This is a genomic window from Bhargavaea sp. GQ12 (genome assembly GCF_059758705.1).
The window spans coordinates 139,534-165,668 of record NZ_JCAXEU010000005.1 but is presented as its reverse complement, the minus strand read 5'-3'; the positions used below and the strand labels follow the sequence as shown (position 1 = coordinate 165,668).

Here is a 26,135-nt window from a genome sequence, read left to right as displayed (position 1 = left end):
CAATCAGTATGACAGGCGACCGGCCCGGGGACAAGGGGTTACATGACCATACCGCCATCCACATGCAGAGTCTGCCCCGTGATGTAGGCGGAATCCTCCGAAGCAAGGAAGACAACGGCACGCGCCACATGATCAGGGTCTCCAAGTTTGCCGAGTGGAATCTGGCCGAGCATGCCTTCTTTTACTTCGGCAGGCAATTTGTCCGTCATGTCCGTTGTGATAAACCCGGGCGCAACCGCGTTGACCCGGATGCCTCTCGCGGAAAGTTCCTTGGCCGCCGTCTTGGTCAGGCCGATGACGCCCGCTTTTGCGGCAACGTAGTTGGCCTGTCCCGCATTTCCGGCGACTCCGACGACGGATGCCAGATTGACGATCGTGCCGGACCTTTTTTTCATCATCGGCCTCGCGACAGCCTTTGTGCAAAGGAAGACACCTTTCAAGTTGGTCGACAGCACATCGTCCCATTCCTCTTCCTTCATGCGCATCAGGAGATTGTCCCTCGTAATGCCGGCATTGTTGACGAGGATGTCGACAGAACCGAATCGTTCCACCGTGCCGTCGACCAGCTGCTTGACGTCTTCCGCACTGCTTACCGAAGCGCGGATGGCAATTGCCTCCCCGCCTGCCTGCTCGATCATCCGGACCGTCTCAGCGGCCTTGTCTTCGCTGCCCGCGTAGTTCACGGTGACCTTCGCACCCTCTTTAGCAAGAGCGATGGCGATTGCACGGCCGATACCGCGGGAAGCGCCCGTCACAATTGCCGATTTGCCGGTGAGTTTACCCATTTAAGACCATCCTTTCGCCGTCTCGACGGCCTTGTTCAGTGAATCCATGTCTTCAACTCTGAGGACCTTCGCCGAACGGTCGATTTTCCGGATCAGGCCGGAAAGCACACCGCCAGGGCCGCACTCGATAAAGAGGGTAACGCCAAGGCTCAGCATGTTACGGACGGATTCCTCCCAGCGTACGGGTGAATACAATTGCTCAACGAGCATCTTTTTGATGTTCTCCGGATCCCGGACTGGTTCTGCGGTGACATTCGCAATGACCGGGAAGTCCGCATCCGCGAAACCGACTGAATCCAGCTGTGCCTGCAATTTTTGTGCGGCAGGCTTCATGAGTGAAGAGTGGAATGGACCGCTGACATCCAGCGGTATCGCCCGCTTGGCGCCTGCAGCTTTCGCCGACTCGCAAGCCAGTTCGACGCCGCGCTTGCTGCCGGAGATGACAATCTGGCCGGGGCAGTTCAAGTTTGCCGGCTGCACCGGATGCCCTTCTTCTGTCACATCATCCGTCACGCGCTTGAGCTCTTCAGCGCCAAGTCCCAGGATGGCGGCCATAGACCCTTCACCGGCCGGAACGGCTTCGTTCATGTACAAGCCTCTCCGGTGGACCGTCTCCACCGCATCTCCGAATGAAAGGACCCCGGCAGAGACAAGGGCCGTATATTCACCAAGGCTGTGCCCGGCGGAAAAGTCCGGGCGGATGCCCGCTTCTTTGAGAGCAGCATCAATCACTGCACCCGCAGTCAGAAGCGCAGGCTGCGCATGATAGGTGAGTGTCAGCTCTTCCTGAGGGCCTTCCTGCATGAGGCTGCTCAGGCCGATTCCGAGGCGGCTGTCCGCTTCTTTACCGAAGTTCTTGTACCCGGCGTCTTCGCTGATGAATTCCGAGGCCATGCCGACTTTCTGCGAACCTTGGCCGGGAAAGACAAATGCAATCTTACCCATGTTCCCCCATCCTTCCGATCGTCTCCCCGATCCGCTCCGTCACGCCGTGGCCGGCCATGGTCCTGGCCTGGCGGATGGCGTTCATGACGGCATTTGCATTCGAGGAGCCGTGTGCCTTGATCAGCGGCGCTTTCAGGCCGAAAAGGCCTGCGCCGCCGTACTCTGTATAATCCATCTTCTTTTTCAGGTCTCTGAGTCCGTCCTTGACGAGCAGGCCCGCGATCTTCCCTTTCCCGCTGGACATAAAGGCGTCTTTAATCATGGACATAAGCCCCTGGGCGGTCCCTTCGATGGTCTTCAGCACCATATTGCCGGTGAAGCCATCGGTTACGACAACATCAGCAACACCATTCAGCAGGTCCCTCGCTTCAACATTCCCCACAAAGTTGACCGGGGAAGCCGCTATCAGCCCGTAAGCCTCTTTCGTCAATTCGTTTCCTTTGTTTTCCTCGGTCCCGATATTGAGCAGTCCGACCCGGGGATTTTGGATGCCCCTGACCTGTTCCGCATAAATGCTTCCCATGATCGCATACTGTGCCAGATGCTGGGGCTTTGCATCCGCATTCGCCCCCATGTCGAGCATGACAAACCCGTTGCCGTCAAGTGTAGGAAGAGTTGGTGCCAACGCCGGCCGATCGACTCCATCCAGGCGGCCGACAACGAATAGGCCCGCAGCCATGAGTGCACCCGTATTGCCTGCGCTGACGCCGGCATCGGCCTCACCGTCGCGGACGGCCTGCGCCATACGGACCATGGAAGAATCCTTTTTCCGCCGGACGGCGCGGACAGGTTCGTCTTCACCTTCAATTTTTTCTGTGCAATGAATCATCTCAAGCCGTTCATGCGTCCCGATTATCGGCTCCATGCGGCTGGAGTCTCCGTACAGTTTTATCCGGATGTCCGGAAATGCCTCCAGTGCAAGCCGCACGCCTTCGACAACCGCCTGAGGGGCATGGTCGCCCCCCATACCGTCTACTGCTATGATCATGAATGTCCCTCTTTTCCGCTCTCGTGGGTCCGGTACATTTCAAACGTTCCGGTGAAAACAGGCTCGTCACCTACCGTGGAAATGACTTCGACGACCGTTCTGCGGGGCCGGTCACCAGGCCGGACCGCCGCTTTGGCAATAACCCGCTCTCCCGCCCTCACCGGTTTGATGAAGTTCAGAGATGATTGGGCAGTGAGCGCCAGTTCGTCATCGATAACCGCCACAGCCAGGGAATTGGCCTGAGCGAACAGGTGATGGCCCCTCGCGATACCGTTGCGCTGGAACACATGATCTTTGGTGACGTCAAACACTGACACCGCACGCTTGTCCAATTCGATATCGATGATGTCCCCGATCACCTCATCAATCGGCAGCGACTTCACATCATCGAGCGACCGGACCGCCACATCCTTCAGGCGCTCCCTAAGTTCGGGAATTCCCTTTTCCATCCGGTCGAGCCGGATGGTCTGGACACTGACGCCGAAATGTTCGGCAAGATCTCCGTCCGTGAGCAGCGGGTTCTCCTCCAGCAATGATGACAGGCGGGCCTGGCGCTCTCGTTTCTGTAATTTCATGTTTTCACCACCGGATTTAGCACTTGGTACTAATATGAGTATATAAAACAGCTAGGGCAGATTGCAACCATGCTTGTGAAGTTTGCCCCGCCGGCTGACGAAAAAAATCCGGCGGACGGATTCGATTCAGTCGATCCGTTCGTCGGACAGTACACCGGACTGCTCAATCACCGTCCGGAGAGTTTCGTATTCAGGGCCGTTCCAGAACGCCTCCGAAGCAATCAGCCGTTCGGCATCACGGCGTGCAGTTTCCAGCGCACGATAGTCATGAACGGGGTCCGCCACCTTAAAGTCCGGCATGCCGCTCTGTCGCTTCCCGAAGAAATCTCCGGGGCCCCGAAGCTCCAGGTCCTTTTCCGCAAGACGGAAACCGTCGGTCGTTTCTGTCATCGACTGCATCCGCTCTTTGCCGATTTCCGTCTTCGGATCGGCGAGGAGCACACAATAAGATTTGTGGGCACCCCGGCCGACACGCCCTCTTAACTGGTGAAGCTGCGCAAGGCCGAAACGTTCGGCATCGGAGATGACCATGAAGGTAGCGTTCGGGACGTTCACGCCGACTTCGACGACCGTCGTGGAGACGAGCGCATGAAGGCCGCCTTCGGAGAATTCGCGCATGACCGCTTCCTTGTCATCCGGGTGCAGGCGCCCATGCATGAGGCCGACATTGAACCTGCCGCCAAAGTACTGGCGGATCTGTTCGTACATGTCGACCGCATTCTGGACGTCCAGCTTGTCAGACTCTTCAATCAGCGGGCAGATGACGTATGCCTGGCGGCCCTCCTGCAGTTCCCTGCCCATCCGTTTCAGAACAGCGGGGAGCGCCTCGCGTTTTGTCCAGTAGGTTTCGATGGGCTGGCGGCCGGCAGGCATCTCATCGAGGATGGAGACATCCATTTCGCCGAACGCCGTGATCGCAAGCGTCCTTGGAATCGGTGTCGCCGTCATAAACAGGACATCCGGGTCTCCGCCCTTTTCCTTAAGGATGCGGCGCTGCTGCACGCCAAAGCGGTGCTGCTCATCAGTGATGACAAGCCCGAGCTTCTTGAAATTGACGTCAGGCTGGATCAGTGCATGTGTGCCGATGACGAGGTCAATTTCGCCTTCCGCGAGCTTCTCTAGGATGATGCGGCGCGCTTTCGCCTTGGTGGAACCCGAAAGCAGTGCGATCCGGACACCAAAGGGTTCCAGCCAATCGGCCAGAGTCTGCGCATGCTGTTCAGCAAGAATCTCGGTCGGCGCCATGAGCGCCCCCTGGGCACCGGCTGTGATGGCCGCGTATAGCGCGATCGCTGCCACAGCCGTCTTGCCCGATCCTACATCTCCCTGAAGAAGCCGGTTCATCCGCACCGGCTCTTTCAGCTCTGCGCACAATTCATTGACGACCCGCTTTTGTGCGCCAGTGAGCTCGAACGGCAGGGAATCGATAAACACCTTTAACCGGTCGAGGTCATAATGGAGTTCAGTCCCCTTGCCCGCTTCCTTCCTGACTTTCTTGATCGCCTGCATCTTCAGCTGGTAGCCGAGGAATTCTTCGTACACAAACCGCCGGCGTGCGTGCTTCACATGTTCTGCATCGCGCGGGAAATGCATGCCTTCCAGCGCTTCTGCAATACCGGGCAGTTTGTACTGTTCGAGAAGTTCAGCCGGCATCGGATCCGGCAGCTCGCCGCTCACCGCATCGAGGGCGGCCCGGATGTAGCGGCGGATCGTTTTCTGATGCATGCCGCCCTTCAGGCTGTAGACCGGCTCGAAATCCTCGCCGGTCTGCTTGGGCCCCTCCTTGAACGAACTCACGTTAATGGTCTGCCGTCCGCGATCCCATTTGCCGGTCACGGTTACCGTCATGCCGGGTGTAAGGCGATGCTTAAGGTAATGCTGATTGAAGAAAACCGCTTTTACGAGATGATGTCCCGCAAGAAGGCGGATCTGGAGCCTCGATCTGTTTTTTCCGGAAAAGAAAACGGAAGGCTCGCTTTCGACCCTTCCTTCAATCGTCACCCGTTCTTCATGGGGCGTTTCCGCTAAATCCTTGAGACGGTTATCCTCATGGCGGTAAGGGAACATCATGACGAGGTCACCAACCGTCCGGACACCGAGATTCTCAAGGGATTTCGCGGCTTCTTTTCCAATGCCTTTCAAAGAATTGACAGGCTCAGTCAACCACACTTTCTTCAGCCTTCTTTCCGAAGATCTCCGCTTCCAGGCGCTTGCCCGTCGGTGTCGCGGCAAGGCCTCCTTTTGCCGTTTCGCGCAGCGCGGACGGCATCGACTGGCCGATCCGGTGCATGGCCGCGATCACTTCATCGGTAGGAATGACGCTGGTGACGCCGGCGAGAGCCATATCGGCGCCGACAAGCGCTTTTGCGGCGCCCATGGCGTTCCGCTTCACGCAAGGGACCTCCACGAGGCCGGCTACAGGATCGCACACAAGTCCGAGCATATTCTTCATCACGATGGAGAACGCTTCGGCACTTTGCTGAGGCGTGCCGCCCGCCATCTCCACGATCGCAGCGGCGGCCATGGAAGCGGCAGAACCTGTCTCGGCCTGGCAGCCGCCGGCGGCCCCGGAGATTGATGCGTTGTTCGCCACGACGAATCCAAATGCCCCTGATGTGAACAGGAAGTTGATCATCTGCTCGCGGGTAGGGTTCAGCTTGTCCTTAACGGCAAACAGCGTGCCCGGAACGATTCCGGCAGCACCGGCCGTAGGCGTTGCACAGATCATGCCCATTGCGGCGTTGACCTCGTTGGTGGCGACCGCTTTGCTCACCGCGTCCAAAAGCAGGTTGCCCGAAAGCGACTTTCCGCTCTTGATGTAGTTCTGAATAAGCACCGCGTCGCCGCCGGTCAGTCCCGATGTCGAGCGGACGCCTTCCAGCCCTTTTTCAATCGCCTCTTCCATGACCTCCAGGTTGCGCTCCATCTGGGCGACCACTTCTTCACGCGAGCGCTTAGTGATACGCATTTCCTGATCGATCATTATCTCGGAAATCGGCCTGCCGGATTTTTCCGCAAGCCCGACCAGTTCTTTAACCGTAGAAAATAAAATATCCACTGGGGATGCCTCCTTATCAGTCTGCTAGTATCGAAACTTGCGTCACATTGTCAAGATCGGAGATAAGCCGGATCATGGAGTCGGTGATAACCTGGTCGACCTCGATGACCATCAGCGCCATTTCTCCCTTTTCTTTGCGTCCGCATTCCATATGGGCAATGTTGATACCGTCTGCCGCCAGGGAATTAGCCACGTTCGCGATGACACCCGGGCGGTCGTGGTGGACGATCAGCAGTGCCGGATAATGGCCTGTGAGCCTGAGTGTGAATCCGTTCAGCTCCGTCACTTCCATTTTTCCGCCGCCGATCGAGATACCGGTAAGCTCCATTTCGCCGTCGGCATCCCCGATGCGGACACGAGCCGTGTTCGGATGCTCCGGCTCCTCGTCTACCGTGATGAACTCGTATTTCAGCCCGAAGCGCCCGGCTTCCTGGAAAGCCGTGCGGATCCGCTCGTCGTCTGTATCGTAGTCGAGCAGGCCGCCGATGATGGCAACATCTGTGCCATGTCCCATATATGTTTCCGCAAACGATCCGTAAAGCCGGATTTCCGCCCAGGCCGGCTGGCGTCCGAACAGGGACCTTGCCACCCGTCCGATCCTTGCCGCTCCTGCGGTATGCGATGATGAAGGCCCGACCATGACCGGGCCGATAATATCAAAAACCGATCTGAATTTCATAAGCTCAAGTCCTCCTTCGGGACGTTTCCCCTATTTTACATGATTTCGTGACTTTTCTCAAAACACACGTTCGCTTTCCTGCAAACGCTTTCCTTTTCTCTGAAAAAAGCGCACCGGTGATCCCGGTGCGCATGGTTCACTCTGCTGAGATGATGTACGGGTATAGCGGCTGCTTTCCTTCGTGGATTTCCACTTCCACATCCGGATACTGTTCTTCGATATATCCGGCGAGGTCATCTGCACTCTGGCGTGTGGTCCCTTCACCGTAGAGGAGGGTCACAATCTCCGTGTCCTCGTCTACGATATCCGAAATAAGAGACTCGGTTACAGTGCTGAGGGAGGCATCGGAATTGATGATCTTGCCGTCAGCCATGCCCATGAACGATCCTTTTCGGATTTCCACACCGTCAATTGTAGTGTCCCGGACCGCCGTTGTCACTTGACCGGTCCGCACATGCGCGAATGCTTCCGTCATGGATTCCGCATTGTCCGCGACCGGCGCCTCCGGGTTGAAGGCGAGAATGGCCGCAAGTCCCTGCGGAACATTTTTCGTCGGGACCACTGCCGCTTCGATGCCGGCCACTTCCGCGGCCTGCTCTGCAGCCATGATGATGTTTTTGTTGTTCGGGAGAATCAGCGCGCGCTCCGCGCCCACTTCCCTGATTGCCTTGACGATGTCTTCTGTCGACGGATTCATCGTCTGGCCGCCTTCGATGACATAGGAAGCACCGATGCTGCGGAATAGTTCGGCAATCCCCGGCCCCATCGATACAGTGATGATGGCATACGGATGTTTGGCTGGTGCGGCAGATTTTTGCATAGGCTCGTCCTTTTCAAGAATCGCCGTGTGCTGCTCCCGCATGTTTTCGATTTTGATCTTGATCAGGCTGCCGTACTTTTTGCCGTAGGAAAGGACTTCACCGGGGTCTTCGGAATGGATATGTACCTTGGCGATCTCTTCGTCAGAAATCACAAGAAGCGAATCCCCGTAAGCGCTGAGGTCTTCACAGAACCTCGACTCGTCAAACGGATTGCCGGCAGTTTTTTCTTCCTCAAAACGCACCATGAACTCCGTGCAATATCCGAATTCAATCTCGGATGTATCCATGAAGCCCTGGATGCTTTTGTGATGCTCTGCGCTGACAAGGTCATCCATGGATGTCCGGTCGGTGACCGCCGGAAGTTCTTCTCCCTTGAGCACGGCGAGAAATCCTTCGTAGACAAATACAAGCCCCTGGCCGCCGCTGTCAACGACACCGACTTCCTTGAGGACCGGAAGCAGATCCGGTGTTCTCTTCAGGGAGGCTTTTGCCTCGTCGGTCAGCGCCTCCATCACTTTAACGATGTCTGATTCTGTTTCAGCGGACTCGACCGCTGCTTTAGCTGCGTCTTTCGCGACGGTAAGGATAGTGCCTTCCACCGGCTTCATGACGGCCTTATAGGCGGTGTCCACACCCGCCTGGAAAGCGCCTGCGAATTCTTTCGCATCCAGCGTCTCCTTTTCTTCGATCGCCTTGCCGAAACCGCGGAACAGCTGGGACAGGATCACGCCCGAATTCCCCCGTGCTCCCATGAGCAGGCCTTTGGAAAGGGCCTGGGCAGTTTTGCCGATATGGGCGTTGGCCGCCTGTTCCGCCTCTTTTGAACCCGATGTCATGGACAGATTCATATTCGTCCCCGTATCGCCGTCCGGCACGGGGAAGACGTTGAGCGAATCGACGAAATCCGCATTATTGGAAAGGTGATGGGAGCCCATCATCACCATTTCCGCAAATCGATGTCCATCTAATTCTTTCATAAACGTTCGCTTCCTCCTTTTACAGGTTCGTCACGCGGACTCCCTGGACAAAAATATTGACGGAGCTGACCGTCATTCCCAATTGTTTGCTTAATGTATATTTCACCTTGGATTGGACCTGGTATGCGACCTCCGAAATCTTCACACCATAGCCGACGATGACATACATGTCGATATGGAGATCTTCTCCGATAGACCGGACGATCACACCTCTTGTGAAGTTTTCTTTGCGGAGGATGTCGGTCAGGCCGTCCCGGATCTGGTGTCGGGATGCCATCCCGACAATTCCGTAGCACTCAACTGCTGCGCCCCCGGCCACCTGAGCGATCACATCATTCGAAATATCAATAGTGCCGAATTCATTTTTCAGTCCGATCGACATGGTAACGCCTCCCGTGAAGTCCATTTTGGCTACCGTCATTGTACACTACTGCCCGTGATTAGAAAAGATGCACCGGCTCCACTGAATAGCCCTGAGAAAGGCTGTAAAGTGTTTTTTCTTGATGGATGCTTTAAACCTGTTGCATCAGAGGCTGATCTGTGCTAAATTATTTTAGTATGTGAGATGACGAACAGACGGAATTCCGTCTCATCTTCACCGAAGAGGAGGGAAAAACATGCCTAAGAAATGTGTTATTACAGGCCGCAAAGCAAGCGCCGGCAACAACCGTTCCCACGCGATGAACGCGAACCGCCGCACTTGGGGTGCCAACCTTCAAAAAGTGCGCATCATGGTGGATGGCAAGCCGAAGCGCGTATGGGTTTCCGCACGCGCCCTGAAGTCCGGTAAAGTCCAGCGCGTCTGACCTGTTAAATATCGCAAAAAGAAATGCCGGGCTGACATAAGTCAGCCCGGCATTTTGCTTTTCCTCCGTTTTTTCTTCTTCGCAACCGGCTTCCGTTCCTCCCGCTGGAAAAGCTGAAGGCACTTGCGCGCAAAGCTGCTCACCATTTTTGGCAGCTGGAAGGTGTACACTCTCATTTTGTCCGCTCCTTTCAGGCATCGGTGCTTCTTACAACCAAACATATGCCTGTCTCGAACGAGATAGTACCTTCCCCGCTGCCGGGTTCGTTGCTGGTGAACATCGTCGTGCCCGGGAGGATCTTCGCCTGTTCCACTTCGTACTTGAACCCCTTCAGAGTCATCCCCGTTACCGGGCCTCCAAAAGAAAAGAATGAAATGTACCGATAAGCACTGCTTTTCTCCAGCACATGGGTACCAGGCAGCAGAAAGCGCAGTTCATTTTCAGGGTCCAGTATCCTGAAGCCGATTTCCGGATACTTTTTCTGCATGCGGTAAACCGCATGCAGCGCTGATTGGGAGTGGTCCAGCCGTCCGCCTGTCACGCCGGTGAGCGTGATCACTTCCGGATTCATCCGGACAGCGCCGGCAAGGGCCAATTCCGTATCCGTCTCGTCCTTTTCTTCCTCAACACGGATCACCCGGCGGGAAGATGCCGAAATCTCCCCGAACTCCTCTTTTGTGACGGAATCAAAGTCACCGACAGAAATGGCAGGACGGATGCCGAGACGAACGAGGCGGAGCGCTCCCCTGTCGGCCCCGATAAATACAGTATCGGATTCCGTGCCGGCCGCTGCGATGACGGGTGCCGGACCGCCTGCTACAACGACCGCTTCACGGATCACTGGAGTGCGGAAACTCCGGCTTCGCGAATCGCTGCGAGCGCCGCTGCACGGTCTTCCTTGTTATAGATTGCAGATCCGGCGACGAAGACATTTGCGCCTGCCTTTGCGCACTCCGCGATTGTTTCCGCTGTAATTCCGCCGTCCACTTCGATTTCGGTGGAGAGACCGCGGGCGCGGATCATGGCGCACACCTTAGAAATCTTCGGCACGACTTCCCCGATGAACGACTGTCCGCCAAACCCCGGATTGACAGTCATGAGCAACACCATATCGAGATCATCGATGACATACTCGAGCACCTCATGAGGCGTGTGCGGATTCAGGACAACACCGGCTTTCACGCCGTAGGAGCGGATCAGCTGAACGGTCCTGTGAAGGTGCGTGCACGCTTCCGCGTGTACGGTGATGATGTCTGCGCCGGCCTCCGCAAAGTCGCCGATAAAGCGGTCTGGATCCGCGATCATCAGATGGACATCCAGCGGAAGTGTGGTGACTGGACGCAGGGCCTTGACGATATTCGGGCCCATCGTGATGTTCGGGACAAACTGACCGTCCATCACATCAATATGGATATAGTCGGCCCCTGCTTTTTCCACTTCCCTGACTTCTTCGGCGAGCCGTGCAAAGTCCGCAGATAGGATGGAGGGTGCAATTTTAATCATGATGGATACCTCGGCTTTCGGTCTATGATTTCCTGCAGGAATTGAATGTAGTGGTCATATCGGAACTGTTCGGCTTCGCCTGATTCCACTGCCGACTTCACTGCGCATTTCGGCTCCTTCAGATGCAGGCATCCCCTGAACTTACAGTTCTCGGACAGTTCTGCAAACTCGGCGAAACAGCGCGCCAGATCCTCTTTCTCGATATGGTCGAAGTCGAGCGAGCTGAAGCCCGGGGTATCGGCTACCAGCCCACCCGCGAACTCGATCAGTTCAACATGGCGGGTCGTGTGCCGTCCTCTGCCGAGAGAGTCGGATATTTCATCCGTTTTCAGTTCCAGCTCCGGCATAAGTGTGTTCAAAAGCGTTGATTTGCCTACACCCGACTGTCCGGTCAGCACAGACGTTTTCCCCTCAATGATCGGGCCGAGTTCGAAAGCGACCGATCCGTCGCCGATACTGGTTTCAAGGACAGTATATCCGATGCTCCGGTAGTATTCTTTGTACCGCCGGATCTTCTCCCGCCCGCCATCATCCAGGAGATCGGTCTTGGTCATGATGATAACCGGCTCTACATCGTAAGACTCGATGACTGCCAGAAAACGGTCAAGGAGTTTTGGCGAGAAGTTCGGCTCCTTCACTGAGAAAACAAGGAGTGCCTGGTCGACGTTGGCGATCGGGGGCCGGACAAGCTCGTTTTTGCGGTCATGGACATTCACGATGACCGCATCATTCTCGCCGTCTTTTTCATAATCCACAAGGTCTCCGACAAGCGGCGTGACACCTCTTACCCTGAAGACCCCGCGGCCTTTGCTCCGTACTGTCTCCCCCTGGTCGTATAAATAGTAGAACCCGCTTAATGCCTTGCGGATCTGGCCATGTTTCAAACTTTCACCTTCTCTTTCCGAATCACTGCCATGCAACTGCGATTACTCATATGGAATTGTTGCTTCATCTATTGTTTCTCCGTCACGGACGATGCGGTAGGCCCCGGTCTGCCCTTCACTGATTTCCAGCCGGATGCGTCTCGTCTCGTCGGTAGTGATTGCAAAAGATTCGGCCGGCTTTTCCATTGTGCGCGAATTATCGCGGATGTAGATTTCTACAGCCTGTTCAGCGCCCTCTTCCACCGGCTCGTACGGAATGGTGATGGCCTGGATATACGTCTTCATCGGTTTTGCCTGAGGGCCTTTTGACAGGACGACTTCAATCGTGCCGCCCTTTTCGAGCTCGGTTCCTGCTGCCGGCTCCTGAGAGATCACCCGGCCTGCCTCGATGTTGCCGGATGCTTCTTCGGCAACAATACGGATGTTGAATCCGGACCGCTTTGCATAATCATTCAGCTGCTGCTCATCATACTCCGACAAATCTTCAGTCTTGATCATCTCTACACCCTTGCTGACTGTCAGCACAAGATCCGTTTGGGAAGGGGCGATCTCCTCGCCCGCTTCCGGATCCTGGCTGATGATCGTCCCCGACGCCTCTTCCGAGAACTCTTCACGGACCTCCACATCGCGGAAGCCGTAATCTTCGATGACACCGGAGATAGAATCATAATCCCTGCCGGTGAAGTCGGTCAGATCGACGGTCTCGGGACCGAGGCTGACCACCAAGCTGATGGTTTCACCCTCATCGCGGACACGTCCGGCCTGCGGGCTCGTCCGGATGACGGTCCCTTCCCCGATATCCTCTGAATTTTCTTCGCTCGTCTCTCCCGCGAGGAATCCGGCCTGTTCAAGCTCCGCGGATGCCTCTTCGACAGTCATGCCGCTGACATCTGGAACTTCGGCCTGCCTCGTGCCGATCACACCTGTCATATAAAGTACGATTCCGGTGATCAGGACGAGCAGGATGATTCCGCTCAATACATAAGGCCATTTTTTCCGCTTTTTCTTTGGCTTGGCCGGCGCCTCTTCGGGCGGTTCCGGAGGCGGAGAGACCGGTTTCGGCTCGATTGTCCGCTCGGATGATGGCATATCGGTGATGATCGGAATCGCCTTCGTGGCATCCTCGTCGATTGGCGGAGGCTCAAACGCCCCTTCGTCCGCACGTTCCGGGTCAAGGACTGTATGCAAATCCCGGAGCATGGATTCCGCCGACGGATAGCGGACCGCCGGGTCTTTGGACGTCGCCTTCAGAATGACATTTTCCAGGCTCTGGGGGATCTCCGGCCTGAACGCACGTACCGAAGGTGTCTCTTCCTGCAGGTGCTTCAGCGCAATGGAAACGGCTGACTCACCGGAGAACGGCAGTTTTCCAGCCAGCATCTCGAACAGGACGATGCCGAGTGAATAAATGTCGGTCCGCTTTGTGGCCATTCCGCCCCGCGCCTGTTCGGGCGAGAGATAGTGGACCGTTCCCATCACCGAGTTGGTCTGGGTCAGCGCGGTCGCCGAAAGCGCCATCGCAATCCCGAAATCTGTAAGCTTCACCTGGCCGGAGTGGTCCATCAGGATGTTCTGCGGCTTGACATCCCGGTGGATGATGCCGTGCAAATGGGCAGCCGAGATACCTGAACAAAGCTGCTTCATGATTTCCACAGCTTCCGCCGGAGCAAGCGGGGCCTGTTCCTTGATGTATTCCTTTAGTGTCTGGCCCTCCACGTACTCCATGACCAGATACTGTAAATTTCCATCCTCTCCCACGTCATAGATGTTGACAATATTCGGATGGACGAGTGAAGTGGCGGATAATGCTTCCCGCTGGAAACGTTTCCTCAACTCATCCTCATCGGAGAAATCCTGGCGGAGGACTTTGATCGCCACCGGGCGATCCAGGATGATGTCCTGCGCAAGGTAAACGGTGGACATGCCGCCTCCTCCGAGCAGGCCGAGCACTTCATAGCGTCCGCTGATCCGTTTTCCGATCATCCGGCATCACCTTCCCGGACACTGTTGTCGATCAGGATGACGGAAATGTTGTCTTCCCCGCCCCGCTGATTGGCCAGGTCGACGAGTGCGTCCGCACGATCGTCCGCTGTTCCGGCCCCGTTTACGGTTTCTGCAATTTCCTCTGCCCCCAGCTTATTGCTCAGGCCGTCGGAACAGAGCAGGAGCGCGCTCCCTTCCGGCAGCCGGATGGGGATGATGTCCGGCTCCACACGGTCGTCCGTGCCGAGCGCTTTCATGATGAAATTACGCTTCGGATGAACACGGGCTTCCTCTTCGGTGATCTCACCGGATTCGACTAGCAGATTGACCAGTGAGTGGTCCTTCGTCACTTGTTCAAAGCCATCCGGCGACAGCTGATATGTCCTGCTGTCCCCGATATGGCACAAAGTCACGTCAATCCCCGTTATAACCGCCGCTTCAAGCGTCGTTCCCATGCCCCGGCACTCCTCATTCGACTGTGCATGGTCCAGCAGGGCACGGTTCAGTCTTTCTGTGACTCCTGTGAGCCATTCGGCTCGCCCGTCGGCTGTACCGAGAACCGTCATGTCAGCTTTTCCGAACTCTTTCTCCAGTCCCTCGACTGCCATCCGGCTTGCCGTGTCCCCGCCGTTGTGGCCGCCCATTCCATCGGCGACGACCGCCAGCAGGAACCTGCCGCCTTCCCTCGTGAAGAGGCCGGTCCGGTCTTCATTGATGCGCCTTTTCATCCCGACATGTGTCCGGACTGCAACTTCCACATTGACTCCCCCGTTTCCGTATGAGGGAGGCCCGGATCCTATCCGGAGTCCCTCCCGCCGGATTATTCCGGCTTTCTGAATGCGGCAACGAAAAATCCGTCGCCGCCGAAATCCTGCGGCAACACCTGCAGCATGCCCTCCTCGTAGCGCAGGCCCTCCGGCATCATTTCGCTGAGGTCTTCGCGTAAAAGATCCGGGTGGGCTTCAAGAAAGGCCTCCGCAGTCAGAAGATTTTCTTCCCTGTCCACCGTGCAGGTGCTATAGACAAGCAGCCCGCCGGGCTTCAAAAGATGGTAGGCCTCTTCAAGAAGGCTTTTCTGGATATCCGGCAGTCTGCCGATCTCTTCTTCTGTCTTCGAGTATTTGATATCAGGCTTTCTCCGGATAACACCGAGCCCGCTGCAAGGAGCATCGACAAGAATACGGTCAAACGAAGCAGGTTCCAGGATTTCCGTCAGTCTGCGGCTGTCCGCTGAATCTGTCCGGATGTTTTCCAGACCGAGCCGAGCCGCATTCTGGTCGATCAATTTCACTTTGTGCGGATGGAGATCATATGCCCGCACTTCTCCGGTATTGTCCAACCGTTCCGCGATATGGGTCGTTTTGCCGCCCGGTGCCGCACACATGTCGAGCACCTTCATGCCCGGAGCCGGGTCCAGGGCCATGACGGGCAACATTGAACTTTCATCCTGGATGGTGACGAAGCCTTCCTTAAATGCGCGGCTTCTGGCAGCGTTGCCTCCACGGACGCGGATGGCGTCGAACAGGATCGGGCTGGGCTCGGCCAGGAAGCCTTCTTCCCCCAGCATTCCGAGCACTTCTTCCCGTTCCGTCTTTGTCCGGTTTACCCTGAGTGTCTGGATCGGCGGCTCGTTGTTGGCATGGGCCATTTCAAGAGCCGTCTCACGGCCGTACTGCTCTGCCCAGCGCCGGATCATCCACTCGGGATGGCTCGTTTCGATGGAGGTCTGCTTTTCCCATGTCAGTCCGCCGCCGATTTCCCTGGGGCCCTTCCTGAGGAAAGAGCGGAGGATGCCGTTGACCATCGACGCAATTCCCTTATGGCCGCGCCGCTTGGCGATCTCCACCGCTTCATTCACTGCCGCGTGGGCAGGAATTTTTGTCAGATAAACGATCTGATAAGCCGACAGTCTGAGAAGCTCCCGTACCCAATCTTCCAACTTGCCCCGGATAAACGGTTCAAGATGGTAATCCAGTGTCATCCTGTGCTGGAGTGTGCCGTAGGTCAACTCGGTCAAAAGCGCCCTGTCTTTATCTTCAAGCCCATATGTTTCAATGGTACGGTTCAACAGAAGATTGCTGTATGCCTGGTCGCGTTCGACAGAAAGCAGGATGCTGAGCGCGGCATCCCTGACATTGCCGTCCCATCGTTTTCCCTTGTGGCGGCTCATTCGAAACGGTCTCCCGGTTTGATGTGGGAGCCGGACCCGTTCAGATATCCTTGTGTCTCCATCCGTTTTTTTCCTGACGGCTGGAGTTCAAGGATCCTGACTGCCGTTTCGTCCCCTGCCTGCACGGTGATCGTGCCGCCTTCGGTCGAAATGATCTCGCCGTGGGAAGCTCCGGTTTTACCGGGTGCTTTCTCGGACCGCCAGATCTTCACGGTCTTCCCGTCAAGCTCGGTATAGGCGACCGGCCACGGGCTGAGTCCCCGGATCTGGTTATGCACTGCGCCTCCAGGCAGTGACCAGTCGATGCGCTCCTGTTCCCTTTTGATATTTCCGGCGAACGTGGCTTTTTCATGCTCCTGTGGAATGCGTTCGTTCGTGCCTTTGATCACGGAAGGCAGGGTTTCCTTCAGCAGTCGGGTACCTGCTTCCGAAAGACGGTCAAACAGCTCACCGGTGTTGTCGTTTTCACCGATCGGCACGCGCACCTGTGAAATGATATCGCCTGCATCCAGCTTTTCCGCCATATACATGATGGTCACACCCGTCTCGTCCCTGCCGTCTATGATTGCCTGGTGAATCGGCGCCCCGCCCCGATATTCGGGAAGCAGAGACGCATGGACGTTCAGGCAGCCGAGTGGAGGTGCGTCGAGAAGTTCTTTCGGCAGGATCTGTCCAAAGGCCGCGGTGACGATCAGGTCCGGGTTCAGTGATAGAATCTCATCCAGCTCCGCTGAGCCCTTCAGTCTGCCCGGCTGGATGACCGGAAGACCGAGCCGGAGCGCTTCTTCCTTGACCGGTGGAGGAGTGAGGACCCTCTTGCGGCCCACCGGCCGGTCCGGCTGGGTCACAGCAGCAAGAAGTTCATATCCTTCCTCGTGGAGCATGCGGAGGATCGGCACGGAAAAGTCCGGCGTCCCCATGAACACGATGCGCGTCATTCTTCCTCATCCTCCTCTTCCGCCGCCTGCAGTTCCTCCTCAGTTACGACACGGATGATTTTCGAGTCGAACAAAATACCGTTCAAATGGTCGATTTCATGCAGCACGGCCCTGGCCTCGTAATCTTCAGCCTCCAGCTCATACCACGATCCGTCACGATCCTGGGCATGCACTTTAATATGATAGGGACGCTCCACTTCACCGTACAGACCCGGGAAGCTCAAGCAGCCTTCCACCTCAGTTTCCTTGCCTCCTGTGGCAACCACTTCCGGGTTGATCAGCCAGATCGGATCCTGGCCTTCGCCGAGGTCGACAATCGCCGCGCGGATCGCCTCCCCCACCTGCGGGGCAGCAATTCCGATGCCGTCCGCATCGACCATCGTTTCATACATATCATCCAATAGGTTTTGAAGCGCGTCACCGAAATCGGTGACCGGCTTGCAGGATTCCGTCAGTATCGGGGACGGATGTTGCACGATTTCTAGGATTGCCATCTATAATTCCCCATTTCCGTCGCCGGGGTCAGCTGATGGTGGAAGGATTCATATCGATCGACATCGTAATGCCTTCCTTCATCCAGCTGCTCCTGTAGATCTTCACAAGATCGGTCAGAACCCCGGCCAGCTTCGGTTCTTTTTTGTATTTTATCAGACATTGATAGCGATATCTATTGTTCACACGGGCCACTTCGGCGGCGGTCGGACCGATGATTACCGTGTCCGGGCCAAGCTTTCCGGACAGATAGCGGGCAGCGTTGCCTGCGACCTCGGAAACCTTCATCAGGTCTTCGTGGGAAAACTGGATCAGCGTCACAAAATAAAACGGCGGATAGGCATACCGCTTCCGGTTGCCCATCTCAATGGCATAAAACGGTTCGTAGGCCTGATCTTTCGCCAGCTCGACAGCATAATGTTCGGGAGCATATGTCTGGACGACAACCTCCCCTTCCTTCTCATGGCGTCCTGCGCGGCCGCTGACTTGCGTGAGAAGCTGGAAGGTCTTTTCTGCCGCCCTGAAATCCGCCAGCCGGAGCATGGTATCCGCCGACAGCACCCCGACAAGCGTGATGTTCGGGAAATCGAGCCCCTTGGCGATCATCTGAGTGCCGAGCAGGATGTCCGCCTCCCCATCGCCGAATTGGCGTAGAAGCCGTTCATGTGCGCCCTTTTGGCGTGTCGTATCAACGTCCATCCGGAGCACACGCGCTTCCGGAAACAGGCGGTGCAGTTCCTCCTGCACCTTCTGTGTGCCTGTCCCGAAAAAGCGGATATGCTCGCTTTCGCACTCAGGGCAGGTTAGCGGAACCCGCTCCTCATGTCCGCAGTAATGGCACTGGAGACGTTCAGTTGCCCTGTGATAGGTGAGAGAGATGTCGCAGTTCGGACACTGTACCGACGTCCCGCAGTCCCGGCATAGCACAAACGACGAATAACCCCGCCGGTTAAGAAAGAGCACGGTCTGTTCGCCGCTGTCCAGCCGATGCCGGATCGCCTCGGCAAGCGCGACCGAAAACATCGAACGGTTGCCGTTTTTCAGTTCTTCTCTCATATCGACGACCTGCACTTCCGGAAGCGGTTGTTTTTTCGCCCTTTCAGCCAGCGTGAGGAGCTTATAGACCCCCTTTTTCGCCCGCGCGTACGACTCCAGCGAGGGAGTCGCACTTCCTAGGATGACCGGACAGCCATGTTCTTCCGCCCGTCGGATCGCCACATCCCTCGCATGGTATCGGGGACTGTCTTCCTGCTTATAGCTGGATTCATGCTCCTCATCGAGGATGATGACTCCGAGATTTCTGAAAGGAGCAAAAACAGCGGAACGGGCACCGACGACGACTTTCACTTCACCTCGCTGCACCTTCCGCCATTCATCATATTTTTCGCCGGCGGACAGGCCGCTGTGCATGACGGCGACCAGCGGGCCGAAACGTCTTTTGAAGCGTGACGTGATCTGCGGCGTCAATGAGATCTCAGGCACGAGCACGATTGCCTCCCTGCCCTGATCAAGCACCTGGCGGATCACCTGCATGTACACCTCGGTCTTTCCGCTGCCCGTCACCCCGTGCAAAAGGAACGTCTCGTCCCGTCTGTTATCCACTGCACCGCTGATTGTTCCGACTGCAGTCGCCTGCTCATCAGTAAGGGGGCCGGGGATGCCGCCGTTCTCCGGCATGAGGCCGGCTTCCGGCTTCCGGTACACTTCCTCCTCCGTCTCCATGGCGGCTCCCTTGCTGATCAGCGCATTTAAAGTGGCACGTGTCGTACCCGTCGCTTCCATGACATCTTTCGAAGGGACGGACATCCCGATATGCTCTTCCATCCAGTTGATGAGCTCCGCCTGCCGGCTCGCGATTTTCGGGAGTGATCCCCGGATCTCGTCCAATCTGCCGGCTTCCCCGATGATGTGAAGCACCCGTTCCTTTTTGATGTTGGTGCGCTGCCGTACCGCGGTCTCGATTGATACGGTTCCTTCCGATGCGAGCCGCTTGAGTACGGGAAGCAGCCCTTCTCCGAATTCCTTGACGGCCACCACCCTGCGGTCCCGTGTGATCTCAGCGAGTTCATGCGGCAGCTTTTCCGGATTGATGACATGCACGGTCTTCTCGTATTTCGCACGGAGCGCCGACGGCAGCATTACCTGTAGCGCATCGATCTCAAAACAAAGTGTCGTTTCCCTCATCCAGTCCGCCAGGCGCAGCATCTCTTCCGTCAGTACCGGTTCAGGATCGAGCAGCTCATCGACAGGCTTCAGCCTGGAAGCGGGCACATCACTTTCTTCCTTTAGGCCTGTGACGAAGCCGAGCACTTTCCGGTTCCCGAACGGTACCCTGACACGTGACCCAGGTTCAATGACTTCTGCTATCCCGTCCGGCACGGCGTAGTCAAATGGCCGATCGACCGGATGAGCCGAAACGTCCGTGATGACTTCAGCGATCATCCTGCTCACCCCCGAAGATCCGGCGGAGGAGCTTCATCGCGAGTTCTTTCTTTTCAGTTGCGGGGAATGACACTTCCGTCCCGTCCCTGCCAAACAGTGTCACGACATTGGTGTCGCTGCCGAAGACCCCTGTCGGCGCCGTCACATCATTGGCGATGATGTAATCAAGATTTTTGCGTTCCAGCTTACCCTTTGCATATTCGGAGACACGGTCGGTCTCTGCCGCAAATCCGATGAGGCATTGTCCCTCTTTTCGTTCTCCGAGGGTTTTCAGAATGTCCGTCGTCCGTTCCATTTCGATGACGGAGTCACCTTCCTGCTTTTTCATCTTGCCGGGATGGACGGTCTTCGGACGGTAGTCGGCAACCGCTGCAGCCTTGATCACAACATCCGCTGACCCGTATTCCTCAAGGACGGCTTCAAGCATATCAGCCGCACTTTCCACGGCAACCGCGCGGACCCCGTCCGGTACCCGCAGACCGACCGGACCGGTGACCAGGACGGTCTCCGCCCCGAGTGAGGAAGCGGCTTCAGCCATCGCATAGCCCATTTTCCCACTCGAGAAGTTCGAGACATAACGCACCGGGTCGATCCGTTCCCTTGTCGGCCCTGCCGTAACGACCACTTTTTTGCCGGCAAGAAGCGACGGAGCCTGCCCTGTTCCAGCTGAAAAATGCTTTGTCACCAGTTCAGTGATCCGTTCCGGCTCCTCCAGCCGGCCTTTGCCCACGTATCCGCATGCGAGGAACCCCTCCGACGGCTCGATGAACCGGTACCCGTCACGGTGAAGACGGTCAATGTTCCGGATAACAGCAGGATGCGCGTACATATGGACATTCATTGCGGGGGCGATCCACACGTCAGTGGTCGCGGCAAGCAATGTTGTCGTCACCATGTCATCAGCAATGCCATTGGCGAGCTTGCCGATTGTGTTCGCGGTCGCCGGGGCGACGATGATGAGGTCTGCCCAGTCCGCCAGATCGATATGGGCGATGACCGAAGAGTCCTTTTCGTCAAATGTGTCAGTGTAGACATCATTGCGTGACATGGCCTGGAAGGTGAGCGGCGTCACGAATTCCATGGCCGATTCAGTCATGATCACCTTGACGTTTGCCCCTGCCTGGGAAAGTTTGCTGACAAGAGCCACGGCTTTGTAGACAGCGATTCCCCCAGTGACACAAAGAAGGATATGTTTATTTTTCAGCATCCTTTTACTCCCTTTCGAATGAAAACTCCCAGGGAAAAGGATTCTCCGGGAGTTTTCATTGTACATATGTTACATTTCGTCTTCGTATTGGATGTTTGCATCGGACGCCTGCTTTTCTAGCACGCCTTCCGCAACTTCCTCAAGGGCCATGCCTACAAATTTCTCGGCATCGTATTTATCCAGAAGCAAGTTGTCCCTTGCCTGGAGTTCGCGGGCCCGTTTTGCAGCGAGGCTCACGAGGGTGTATTTGGAGTCGATCTGCTTTTTCAGCGAGTCGATGGATGGATAAAGCATCATTGCGGATCATTCCCTTCAAGCATCAATTTGTATCGTTCTTCCACTCGGGTGCGCCGGCAGTGCTCTGCTGTAATAATGGCATTGATCCGGTCACATGCACGGCCGACTTCATCGTTCTCGACGACATAGTCATAGAGATGCATCATCTCAAGCTCGTCCTTGGCCTTGTTAATGCGATTGCGGATCACCTCATCGGATTCCGTACCGCGGCCGATGAGCCGCTGTTCAAGCTCCGACAGGTTAGGAGGCGCCAGGAAAATAAAGACACCGTCAGGCATCTTCTCCCGGACTTTCGCCGCGCCGACCACCTCGATTTCGAGGAAGACGTCGCGCCCGGCATCCAGCGTTTCATTTACATAATCGAGCGGAGTGCCATAATAGTTCCCGACATATTCCGCATGTTCCAGCAGCCGGCCTTCACGGATCAGCTGCTCGAATTCTTCGCGTTTCTTGAAGAAGTAATCTTTCCCGTCCACTTCCCCTTCCCGCGGATTGCGGGTCGTCATGGAGATGGAGTATTCATAGTTCGTGTCAGGCTGTGAAAACAGCTCCTTGCGCACCGTGCCTTTTCCGACGCCGGATGGCCCCGAAAGGACGATGAGCAGGCCGCGTCCTTTTTTCATAAACGTTGATCCCTCTGCAGTCAGTTATTCCGCCGCCCGGCATACCGGCCGGGGGCGGAACCGTTTTTGGATGATGACGCAATTATACCATATCCCTCCTCATGAATGCTAAAATGGAAACAAACGCAATGAAAGAGGCAATCATATGGCTTTTGATGGATTATTCATGATGGCAATGACCAAGGAACTCGGGCAGCTCACAGGCGGCCGGATCTCAAAGATCCAGCAGCCTAACGCACAGGAGCTCCTTTTCACAATACGCGCCGGAAGGGCGAACCACCGGCTTCTCATCTCTATCCACCCTTCCTACTCTCGTGTCCACCTGACGGACGAACCCGTCGACACACCGTCGCAGCCGCCTTCGTTCTGCATGTTCCTCCGCAAGCATCTGGAAGGCGGCATCATCACCGGCATCCGCCAGTCGGGCGCAGACCGGATCATGACGATCACTGTGCGCGGCCGGGATGAAATCGGCGATGAAACCCAGCGTGAAATTCATGTTGAAGTGATGGGCAGGCACTCCAATCTCATCCTTACCGATCCTGAACGGAACCTGATCCTGGATAGCCTGAAGCACCTGCCTCCCTCGGTGAACAGCTACCGGACGGTGCTCCCGGGACAGCCGTACGTTCCCGCGCCGCCCCAGGACAAGCTGGATCCGGTTCAAGCAGGGGACGATGAGATCATGGAGGTCCTTGCAGAAGCGGACACAGCAGGCCCCGTCTTTCGCCGGATCGGAGGATTCTCTCCGCTTCACGCGGAAGAGCTGCTGTTCCGTACAGAAGGCATGGAAGAAAAGCCGCGGCTTGACGCCTACCGTAATTATATAGAAGATTTCCGGTCGGGCGGCGCCCTGCCGACACTCTGTGAGGCGGGCGGCAAGGTTTACTTTTCCGCCAATCCCCTCCACCATCTCGGCGGTGAAACCCGGGAATTTCCATCCCTCTCCGCCCTTCTTGACAAAGTGTTCCATACAAAGGCTGAACGGGACCGGGTCAAGCAGCAGGCAGGCGATCTTGAGCGGTGGCTGACGAACGAGATCCAGAAATTGAGAAATAAGCTGATCAAGCTACGCGATGAGCAGAAGCAGGCTGGGAAACTTGACCGCCATCAGCTGTTCGGTGAACTTGTCACAGCGAACCTTTACCAGATTCAAAAAGGCGACAGTTCCATAGAAGCGGTCAACTACTATGATGAGGACGGCGGGACAGTCACGATACCATTGGACCCAAGATTGGCCCCTGCAGAAAACGCCCAGCGTTATTACTCAAAATACAACAAAGCAAAGCACGCGCTTGTGAAAATAGCCGAGCAGCTGGAAAAAACGGAAGAGGACATCTTGTATTTCGAGGCCCTCCTCCAGCAGGTAATCCAGGGCTCGGCGGCGGACATCGAGGAGATCCGTGATGAACTCGCAGAACAGGGCTTCATGAAGGCGCGTCGCCTCAAAAAGAAGAAAAAGGAAACCCGTCCTGTTCCCGATTCATTCGTCTCGAGTGCAGGCGTTCCGATCTCTGTCGGCAAAAACAACAAACAAAACGACTACCTGACCTTTAAGCTGGCAAAGCGAAACGAAACATGGCTCCACACCAAGGATATCCCGGGCTCCCATGTTGTTATCCACTCGGATTCGCCTGACGACGAAACAATCCGTGAAGCCGCCGCCCTCGCGGCCTACTTCAGCAAGGCCCGCGAATCGGCATCTGTCCCGGTCGACTACACGGAAGTGCGGCATGTGAAAAAGCCGAACGGCTCAAAGCCCGGCTTTGTCATCTACTTTGAACAAAAAACAGTTTTCGCCGATCCGGACGAGGACCTGGTGAAAACATTGAGAAAATAATAGCATCCATACCGCCGGCGCATATGCCCGGCGGTTTATCCGGTTGGGGACAATTGAACGTTCTTCTGCCCGGTTACGGCAATCCGACCAGAGCGGCATGCAGTGTCTTTCATAGGATGGAGAGATGCATGTGCAGAATTTCCTGCCTGCTGACATCACTATGAAAAGGAAGTGACCAATATTGGCAAACGCGTCAATCCGTCCGCCCCTTCCACAATTCCTAAGTTCACCGACCCGCTGCCAAAGCCACCTTGTGCCAAACCGGTTTCACATCCGGATTATCCGGAGGGTTCCTACTACGAAATCCGGATGAAGGAAGAAAAGCACCGGTATCACAAGTATTTTCCCCGGACCCGCATCTGGGGATACAACGGCATCACCCCGGGACCTACGATCGAAGCGAGAAAGGACCGGACGACCTTTGTGAAATTCTTGAACTGCCTGCCTGATGAGCATTTTCTTCCGATAGACCGGACGCTCCATTCCTGCATCGATACGCCGGATGTCCGGACAGTCGTGCACCTTCATGGTGCCAAAGTCGATTGGGAAAGCGATGGACACCCAGAGGCTTGGTATACAAAGGATTATGGAGTTACTGGTCCGACGTTCAACAGGCAGGTACATGCATATACCAACCATCAGCCGGGTGCGACCCTCTGGTACCATGACCACGCGATGTCTCTGACCAGGCTGAATGTCTATTCGGGCCTTGCGGGTTTCTATCTTCTGCGGGACGCGCTGGAAGACAGGCTGAACCTGCCGTCGGGTGATTATGAGATTCCGCTTATGATTCAGGACCGCTCATTCAATGAGGATGGATCCCTCTTTTATCCTGATTCCCCGAATCCTCCCGTGGCCGTCCGGCCTTCCATCACACCAGGTGTGCTCGGCAATACGATTACTGTCAACGGCAAGGTCTGGCCATACCTGAGTGTAGAACCGCGGAAGTATCGGTTCCGCATCCTCAACGGCTCGAACCGCAGGGCCTATGTTCTCAGCCTGTCTGATGGAACCCGCTTCAACCAGATCGGGACAGACGGCGGCCTCCTGGAACACCCTGCAGAACTCACTTCCATTGAACTCCTCCCGGCGGAGCGGACTGACGTCATCATCGATTTTTCCGATCTGGCCGGAAAAACGCTGGTCCTGACAAACAGCGACACGGAATTCACTCCCGATGAACACACGGGAACCGTCATGCAGTTCCGGGTGGATCTGCCGCTCAACGGCAAGGATGAAAGCCGGATTCCGGAAACCATGTATCCGGATATGGGCCTCCATACCGGTCATGCACATATCGAGCGAAATCTTCCGCTGACAGCCACAACCGATCAATATGGCCGGCCGATGCTCATGCTCAATGAGCGGATGTATCATGACCCGGTCAGTGAGAAACCGTCACTCGACAGTGTCGAGATATGGAACTTCATCAACGCCACACCGATCCAGCACCCGATTCATGTCCACCTGATCCAATTCAAAATTCTTGAACGCAGACCATTCGATGCGGATATTTTCCGTGAGACAGGCAAAATCGTATGGACGGGACCGGCCGAAGAACCCCGGGATTACGAGCGTGGCTGGAAAGATGTTGTGAAGGCGGATGTCGGCAAAGTGACCAAAATTGCAATGCACTTCAAAAACCACGCCGGCAACTATATCTGGCATTGTCATTTCCTTGAACACGAAGACCACGACATGATGAGGCCGATCCGGATCATTGAAGACGCCCACCCGGTCCAGCTTCCGCATGCAGATGAGCCGGACAATCCGGAACCGCATCTACAGACGGAAGAACCGATGCCGGAAGGCAATCCGGTGGAATCCCCTGTAACCGATGAGGAATCACCAGTTACAACGGAGGAGCCTTCCGAAACAGCGGACGTACCGGGCCGCAAGGAATGCTCGTATGAAGAAATCTGCGAAAAAATGAAAATCGACTGTGCGGTTCCGACGGTGCCGGATAACGGCAGTACCGGGACATCGGATACCGAAGGCAAACCTGAAGACAAACCCGCAAGTAAACCAGAAGTCCGACGGAAGCCCGCCTCCAAGCGTTGCAACTGCCGCAATTGCCGCAACAGACGAAAGAGAAAAAAGCGGAACTAAATATAGAAACAGA

25 protein-coding genes are annotated in these 26,135 nt (G+C 56.1%); 3 read left to right on the top strand and 22 right to left on the bottom strand.

The features are described 5' to 3' along the window. Nucleotides 1-38: 38 nt before the first annotated feature. The 9 genes from fabG to AC6CHQ_RS06765 all read right to left on the bottom strand — a co-directional run bounded on the left by fabG (nucleotide 39) and on the right by AC6CHQ_RS06765 (nucleotide 9,210). The gene (gene fabG, locus AC6CHQ_RS06805; protein WP_092048994.1) at nucleotides 39-785 is read right to left on the bottom strand and encodes a 3-oxoacyl-[acyl-carrier-protein] reductase; all 747 of its coding nucleotides are present in this window, start codon (nucleotides 783-785) and stop codon (nucleotides 39-41) included. Then, the gene (gene fabD, locus AC6CHQ_RS06800) at nucleotides 786-1,730 is read right to left on the bottom strand and encodes an ACP S-malonyltransferase (protein ID WP_251239154.1); all 945 of its coding nucleotides are present in this window, start codon (nucleotides 1,728-1,730) and stop codon (nucleotides 786-788) included. Continuing rightward, entirely contained in the window at nucleotides 1,723-2,718 is a 996-nt protein-coding gene (gene plsX, locus AC6CHQ_RS06795; protein ID WP_251239153.1) for a phosphate acyltransferase PlsX, read from the bottom strand. Before plsX ends, fabD begins: the two co-directional genes overlap by 8 nt. Further along, nucleotides 2,715-3,293 carry a transcription factor FapR gene (gene fapR, locus AC6CHQ_RS06790; RefSeq protein ID WP_092049000.1) on the bottom strand — a complete coding sequence of 193 codons (579 nt, stop codon included), beginning with the start codon at nucleotides 3,291-3,293 and terminating at the stop codon, nucleotides 2,715-2,717. Before fapR ends, plsX begins: the two co-directional genes overlap by 4 nt. Before the next feature lie 126 nt (nucleotides 3,294-3,419). After that, nucleotides 3,420-5,456: an ATP-dependent DNA helicase RecG gene (gene recG / locus AC6CHQ_RS06785; protein WP_285858878.1), complete on the bottom strand. Its 2,037-nt coding sequence runs from the start codon at nucleotides 5,454-5,456 to the stop codon at nucleotides 3,420-3,422. After that, a complete protein-coding gene (gene sdaAA / locus AC6CHQ_RS06780) occupies nucleotides 5,449-6,351 on the bottom strand; it encodes an L-serine ammonia-lyase, iron-sulfur-dependent, subunit alpha (RefSeq protein WP_092049006.1) in 903 nt (300 codons plus the stop codon). The genes recG and sdaAA overlap by 8 nt, the downstream gene beginning before the upstream one ends. A gap of 16 nt (nucleotides 6,352-6,367) precedes the next feature. Further along, on the bottom strand, nucleotides 6,368-7,030 hold the full coding sequence (gene sdaAB, locus AC6CHQ_RS06775; protein ID WP_498081179.1) for an L-serine ammonia-lyase, iron-sulfur-dependent subunit beta: 663 nt from the start codon (nucleotides 7,028-7,030) through the stop codon (nucleotides 6,368-6,370). A gap of 136 nt (nucleotides 7,031-7,166) precedes the next feature. Then, a complete protein-coding gene (locus AC6CHQ_RS06770) occupies nucleotides 7,167-8,828 on the bottom strand; it encodes a DAK2 domain-containing protein (RefSeq protein WP_498081178.1) in 1,662 nt (553 codons plus the stop codon). A 19-nt stretch (nucleotides 8,829-8,847) separates the two neighbouring features. Further along, nucleotides 8,848-9,210 carry an Asp23/Gls24 family envelope stress response protein gene (locus AC6CHQ_RS06765; protein WP_092049011.1) on the bottom strand — a complete coding sequence of 121 codons (363 nt, stop codon included), beginning with the start codon at nucleotides 9,208-9,210 and terminating at the stop codon, nucleotides 8,848-8,850. Nucleotides 9,211-9,445: 235 nt separating this feature from the next. Between AC6CHQ_RS06765 and rpmB the strand changes: the two genes are divergently transcribed. Next, nucleotides 9,446-9,634, top strand: a complete 189-nt coding sequence (gene rpmB, locus AC6CHQ_RS06760; protein WP_008297256.1) for a 50S ribosomal protein L28 — start codon at nucleotides 9,446-9,448, stop codon at nucleotides 9,632-9,634. Nucleotides 9,635-9,675: 41 nt separating this feature from the next. On the opposite strand, the gene spoVM is transcribed toward rpmB, so the two are convergent. The 13 genes from spoVM to gmk form a co-directional block, all read right to left on the bottom strand. Continuing rightward, a complete protein-coding gene (spoVM, locus tag AC6CHQ_RS06755) occupies nucleotides 9,676-9,810 on the bottom strand; it encodes a stage V sporulation protein SpoVM (RefSeq protein WP_498081177.1) in 135 nt (44 codons plus the stop codon). A 14-nt stretch (nucleotides 9,811-9,824) separates the two neighbouring features. Beyond that, nucleotides 9,825-10,475 carry a thiamine diphosphokinase gene (locus tag AC6CHQ_RS06750; RefSeq protein ID WP_498081176.1) on the bottom strand — a complete coding sequence of 217 codons (651 nt, stop codon included), beginning with the start codon at nucleotides 10,473-10,475 and terminating at the stop codon, nucleotides 9,825-9,827. After that, nucleotides 10,472-11,137, bottom strand: coding sequence for a ribulose-phosphate 3-epimerase (gene rpe, locus AC6CHQ_RS06745; protein WP_498081175.1), 666 nt, complete (start codon nucleotides 11,135-11,137; stop codon nucleotides 10,472-10,474). The genes AC6CHQ_RS06750 and rpe overlap by 4 nt, the downstream gene beginning before the upstream one ends. Continuing rightward, the gene (gene rsgA, locus AC6CHQ_RS06740) at nucleotides 11,134-12,021 is read right to left on the bottom strand and encodes a ribosome small subunit-dependent GTPase A (RefSeq protein ID WP_424236143.1); all 888 of its coding nucleotides are present in this window, start codon (nucleotides 12,019-12,021) and stop codon (nucleotides 11,134-11,136) included. The genes rpe and rsgA overlap by 4 nt, the downstream gene beginning before the upstream one ends. Before the next feature lie 42 nt (nucleotides 12,022-12,063). Further along, nucleotides 12,064-14,004, bottom strand: coding sequence for a Stk1 family PASTA domain-containing Ser/Thr kinase (gene pknB, locus AC6CHQ_RS06735; protein ID WP_424236145.1), 1,941 nt, complete (start codon nucleotides 14,002-14,004; stop codon nucleotides 12,064-12,066). Next, entirely contained in the window at nucleotides 14,001-14,762 is a 762-nt protein-coding gene (locus tag AC6CHQ_RS06730; RefSeq protein ID WP_498081174.1) for a Stp1/IreP family PP2C-type Ser/Thr phosphatase, read from the bottom strand. Before AC6CHQ_RS06730 ends, pknB begins: the two co-directional genes overlap by 4 nt. Nucleotides 14,763-14,824: 62 nt before the next feature. Next, on the bottom strand, nucleotides 14,825-16,174 hold the full coding sequence (gene rsmB, locus AC6CHQ_RS06725) for a 16S rRNA (cytosine(967)-C(5))-methyltransferase RsmB (protein WP_498081173.1): 1,350 nt from the start codon (nucleotides 16,172-16,174) through the stop codon (nucleotides 14,825-14,827). Beyond that, nucleotides 16,171-17,112, bottom strand: a complete 942-nt coding sequence (fmt, locus tag AC6CHQ_RS06720; RefSeq protein WP_251239143.1) for a methionyl-tRNA formyltransferase — start codon at nucleotides 17,110-17,112, stop codon at nucleotides 16,171-16,173. The genes rsmB and fmt overlap by 4 nt, the downstream gene beginning before the upstream one ends. Next, complete coding sequence (gene def / locus AC6CHQ_RS06715) at nucleotides 17,109-17,606, bottom strand: peptide deformylase (protein ID WP_092049027.1); 498 nt, start codon at nucleotides 17,604-17,606, stop codon at nucleotides 17,109-17,111. Before def ends, fmt begins: the two co-directional genes overlap by 4 nt. Before the next feature lie 28 nt (nucleotides 17,607-17,634). Next, a complete protein-coding gene (gene priA, locus AC6CHQ_RS06710; RefSeq protein WP_251239142.1) occupies nucleotides 17,635-20,046 on the bottom strand; it encodes a primosomal protein N' in 2,412 nt (803 codons plus the stop codon). Continuing rightward, entirely contained in the window at nucleotides 20,036-21,253 is a 1,218-nt protein-coding gene (gene coaBC, locus AC6CHQ_RS06705; RefSeq protein WP_251239141.1) for a bifunctional phosphopantothenoylcysteine decarboxylase/phosphopantothenate--cysteine ligase CoaBC, read from the bottom strand. Before coaBC ends, priA begins: the two co-directional genes overlap by 11 nt. 69 nt (nucleotides 21,254-21,322) lie before the next feature. After that, nucleotides 21,323-21,547 carry a DNA-directed RNA polymerase subunit omega gene (gene rpoZ, locus AC6CHQ_RS06700; RefSeq protein ID WP_092050692.1) on the bottom strand — a complete coding sequence of 75 codons (225 nt, stop codon included), beginning with the start codon at nucleotides 21,545-21,547 and terminating at the stop codon, nucleotides 21,323-21,325. Further along, complete coding sequence (gene gmk / locus AC6CHQ_RS06695; protein WP_092049033.1) at nucleotides 21,547-22,173, bottom strand: guanylate kinase; 627 nt, start codon at nucleotides 22,171-22,173, stop codon at nucleotides 21,547-21,549. The genes rpoZ and gmk overlap by 1 nt, the downstream gene beginning before the upstream one ends. Nucleotides 22,174-22,318: 145 nt before the next feature. Here gmk and AC6CHQ_RS06690 point away from each other — a divergent pair, with 145 nt between their 5' ends. Together AC6CHQ_RS06690 and AC6CHQ_RS06685 are read left to right on the top strand one after the other, a co-directional pair. Continuing rightward, entirely contained in the window at nucleotides 22,319-24,013 is a 1,695-nt protein-coding gene (locus AC6CHQ_RS06690; protein WP_251239140.1) for an Rqc2 family fibronectin-binding protein, read from the top strand. A gap of 180 nt (nucleotides 24,014-24,193) precedes the next feature. Then, nucleotides 24,194-26,122 (top strand): multicopper oxidase domain-containing protein, encoded by a 1,929-nt coding sequence (locus AC6CHQ_RS06685; protein WP_251239184.1) that lies wholly within the window; start codon nucleotides 24,194-24,196, stop codon nucleotides 26,120-26,122. Nucleotides 26,123-26,135 lie beyond the last annotated feature (13 nt).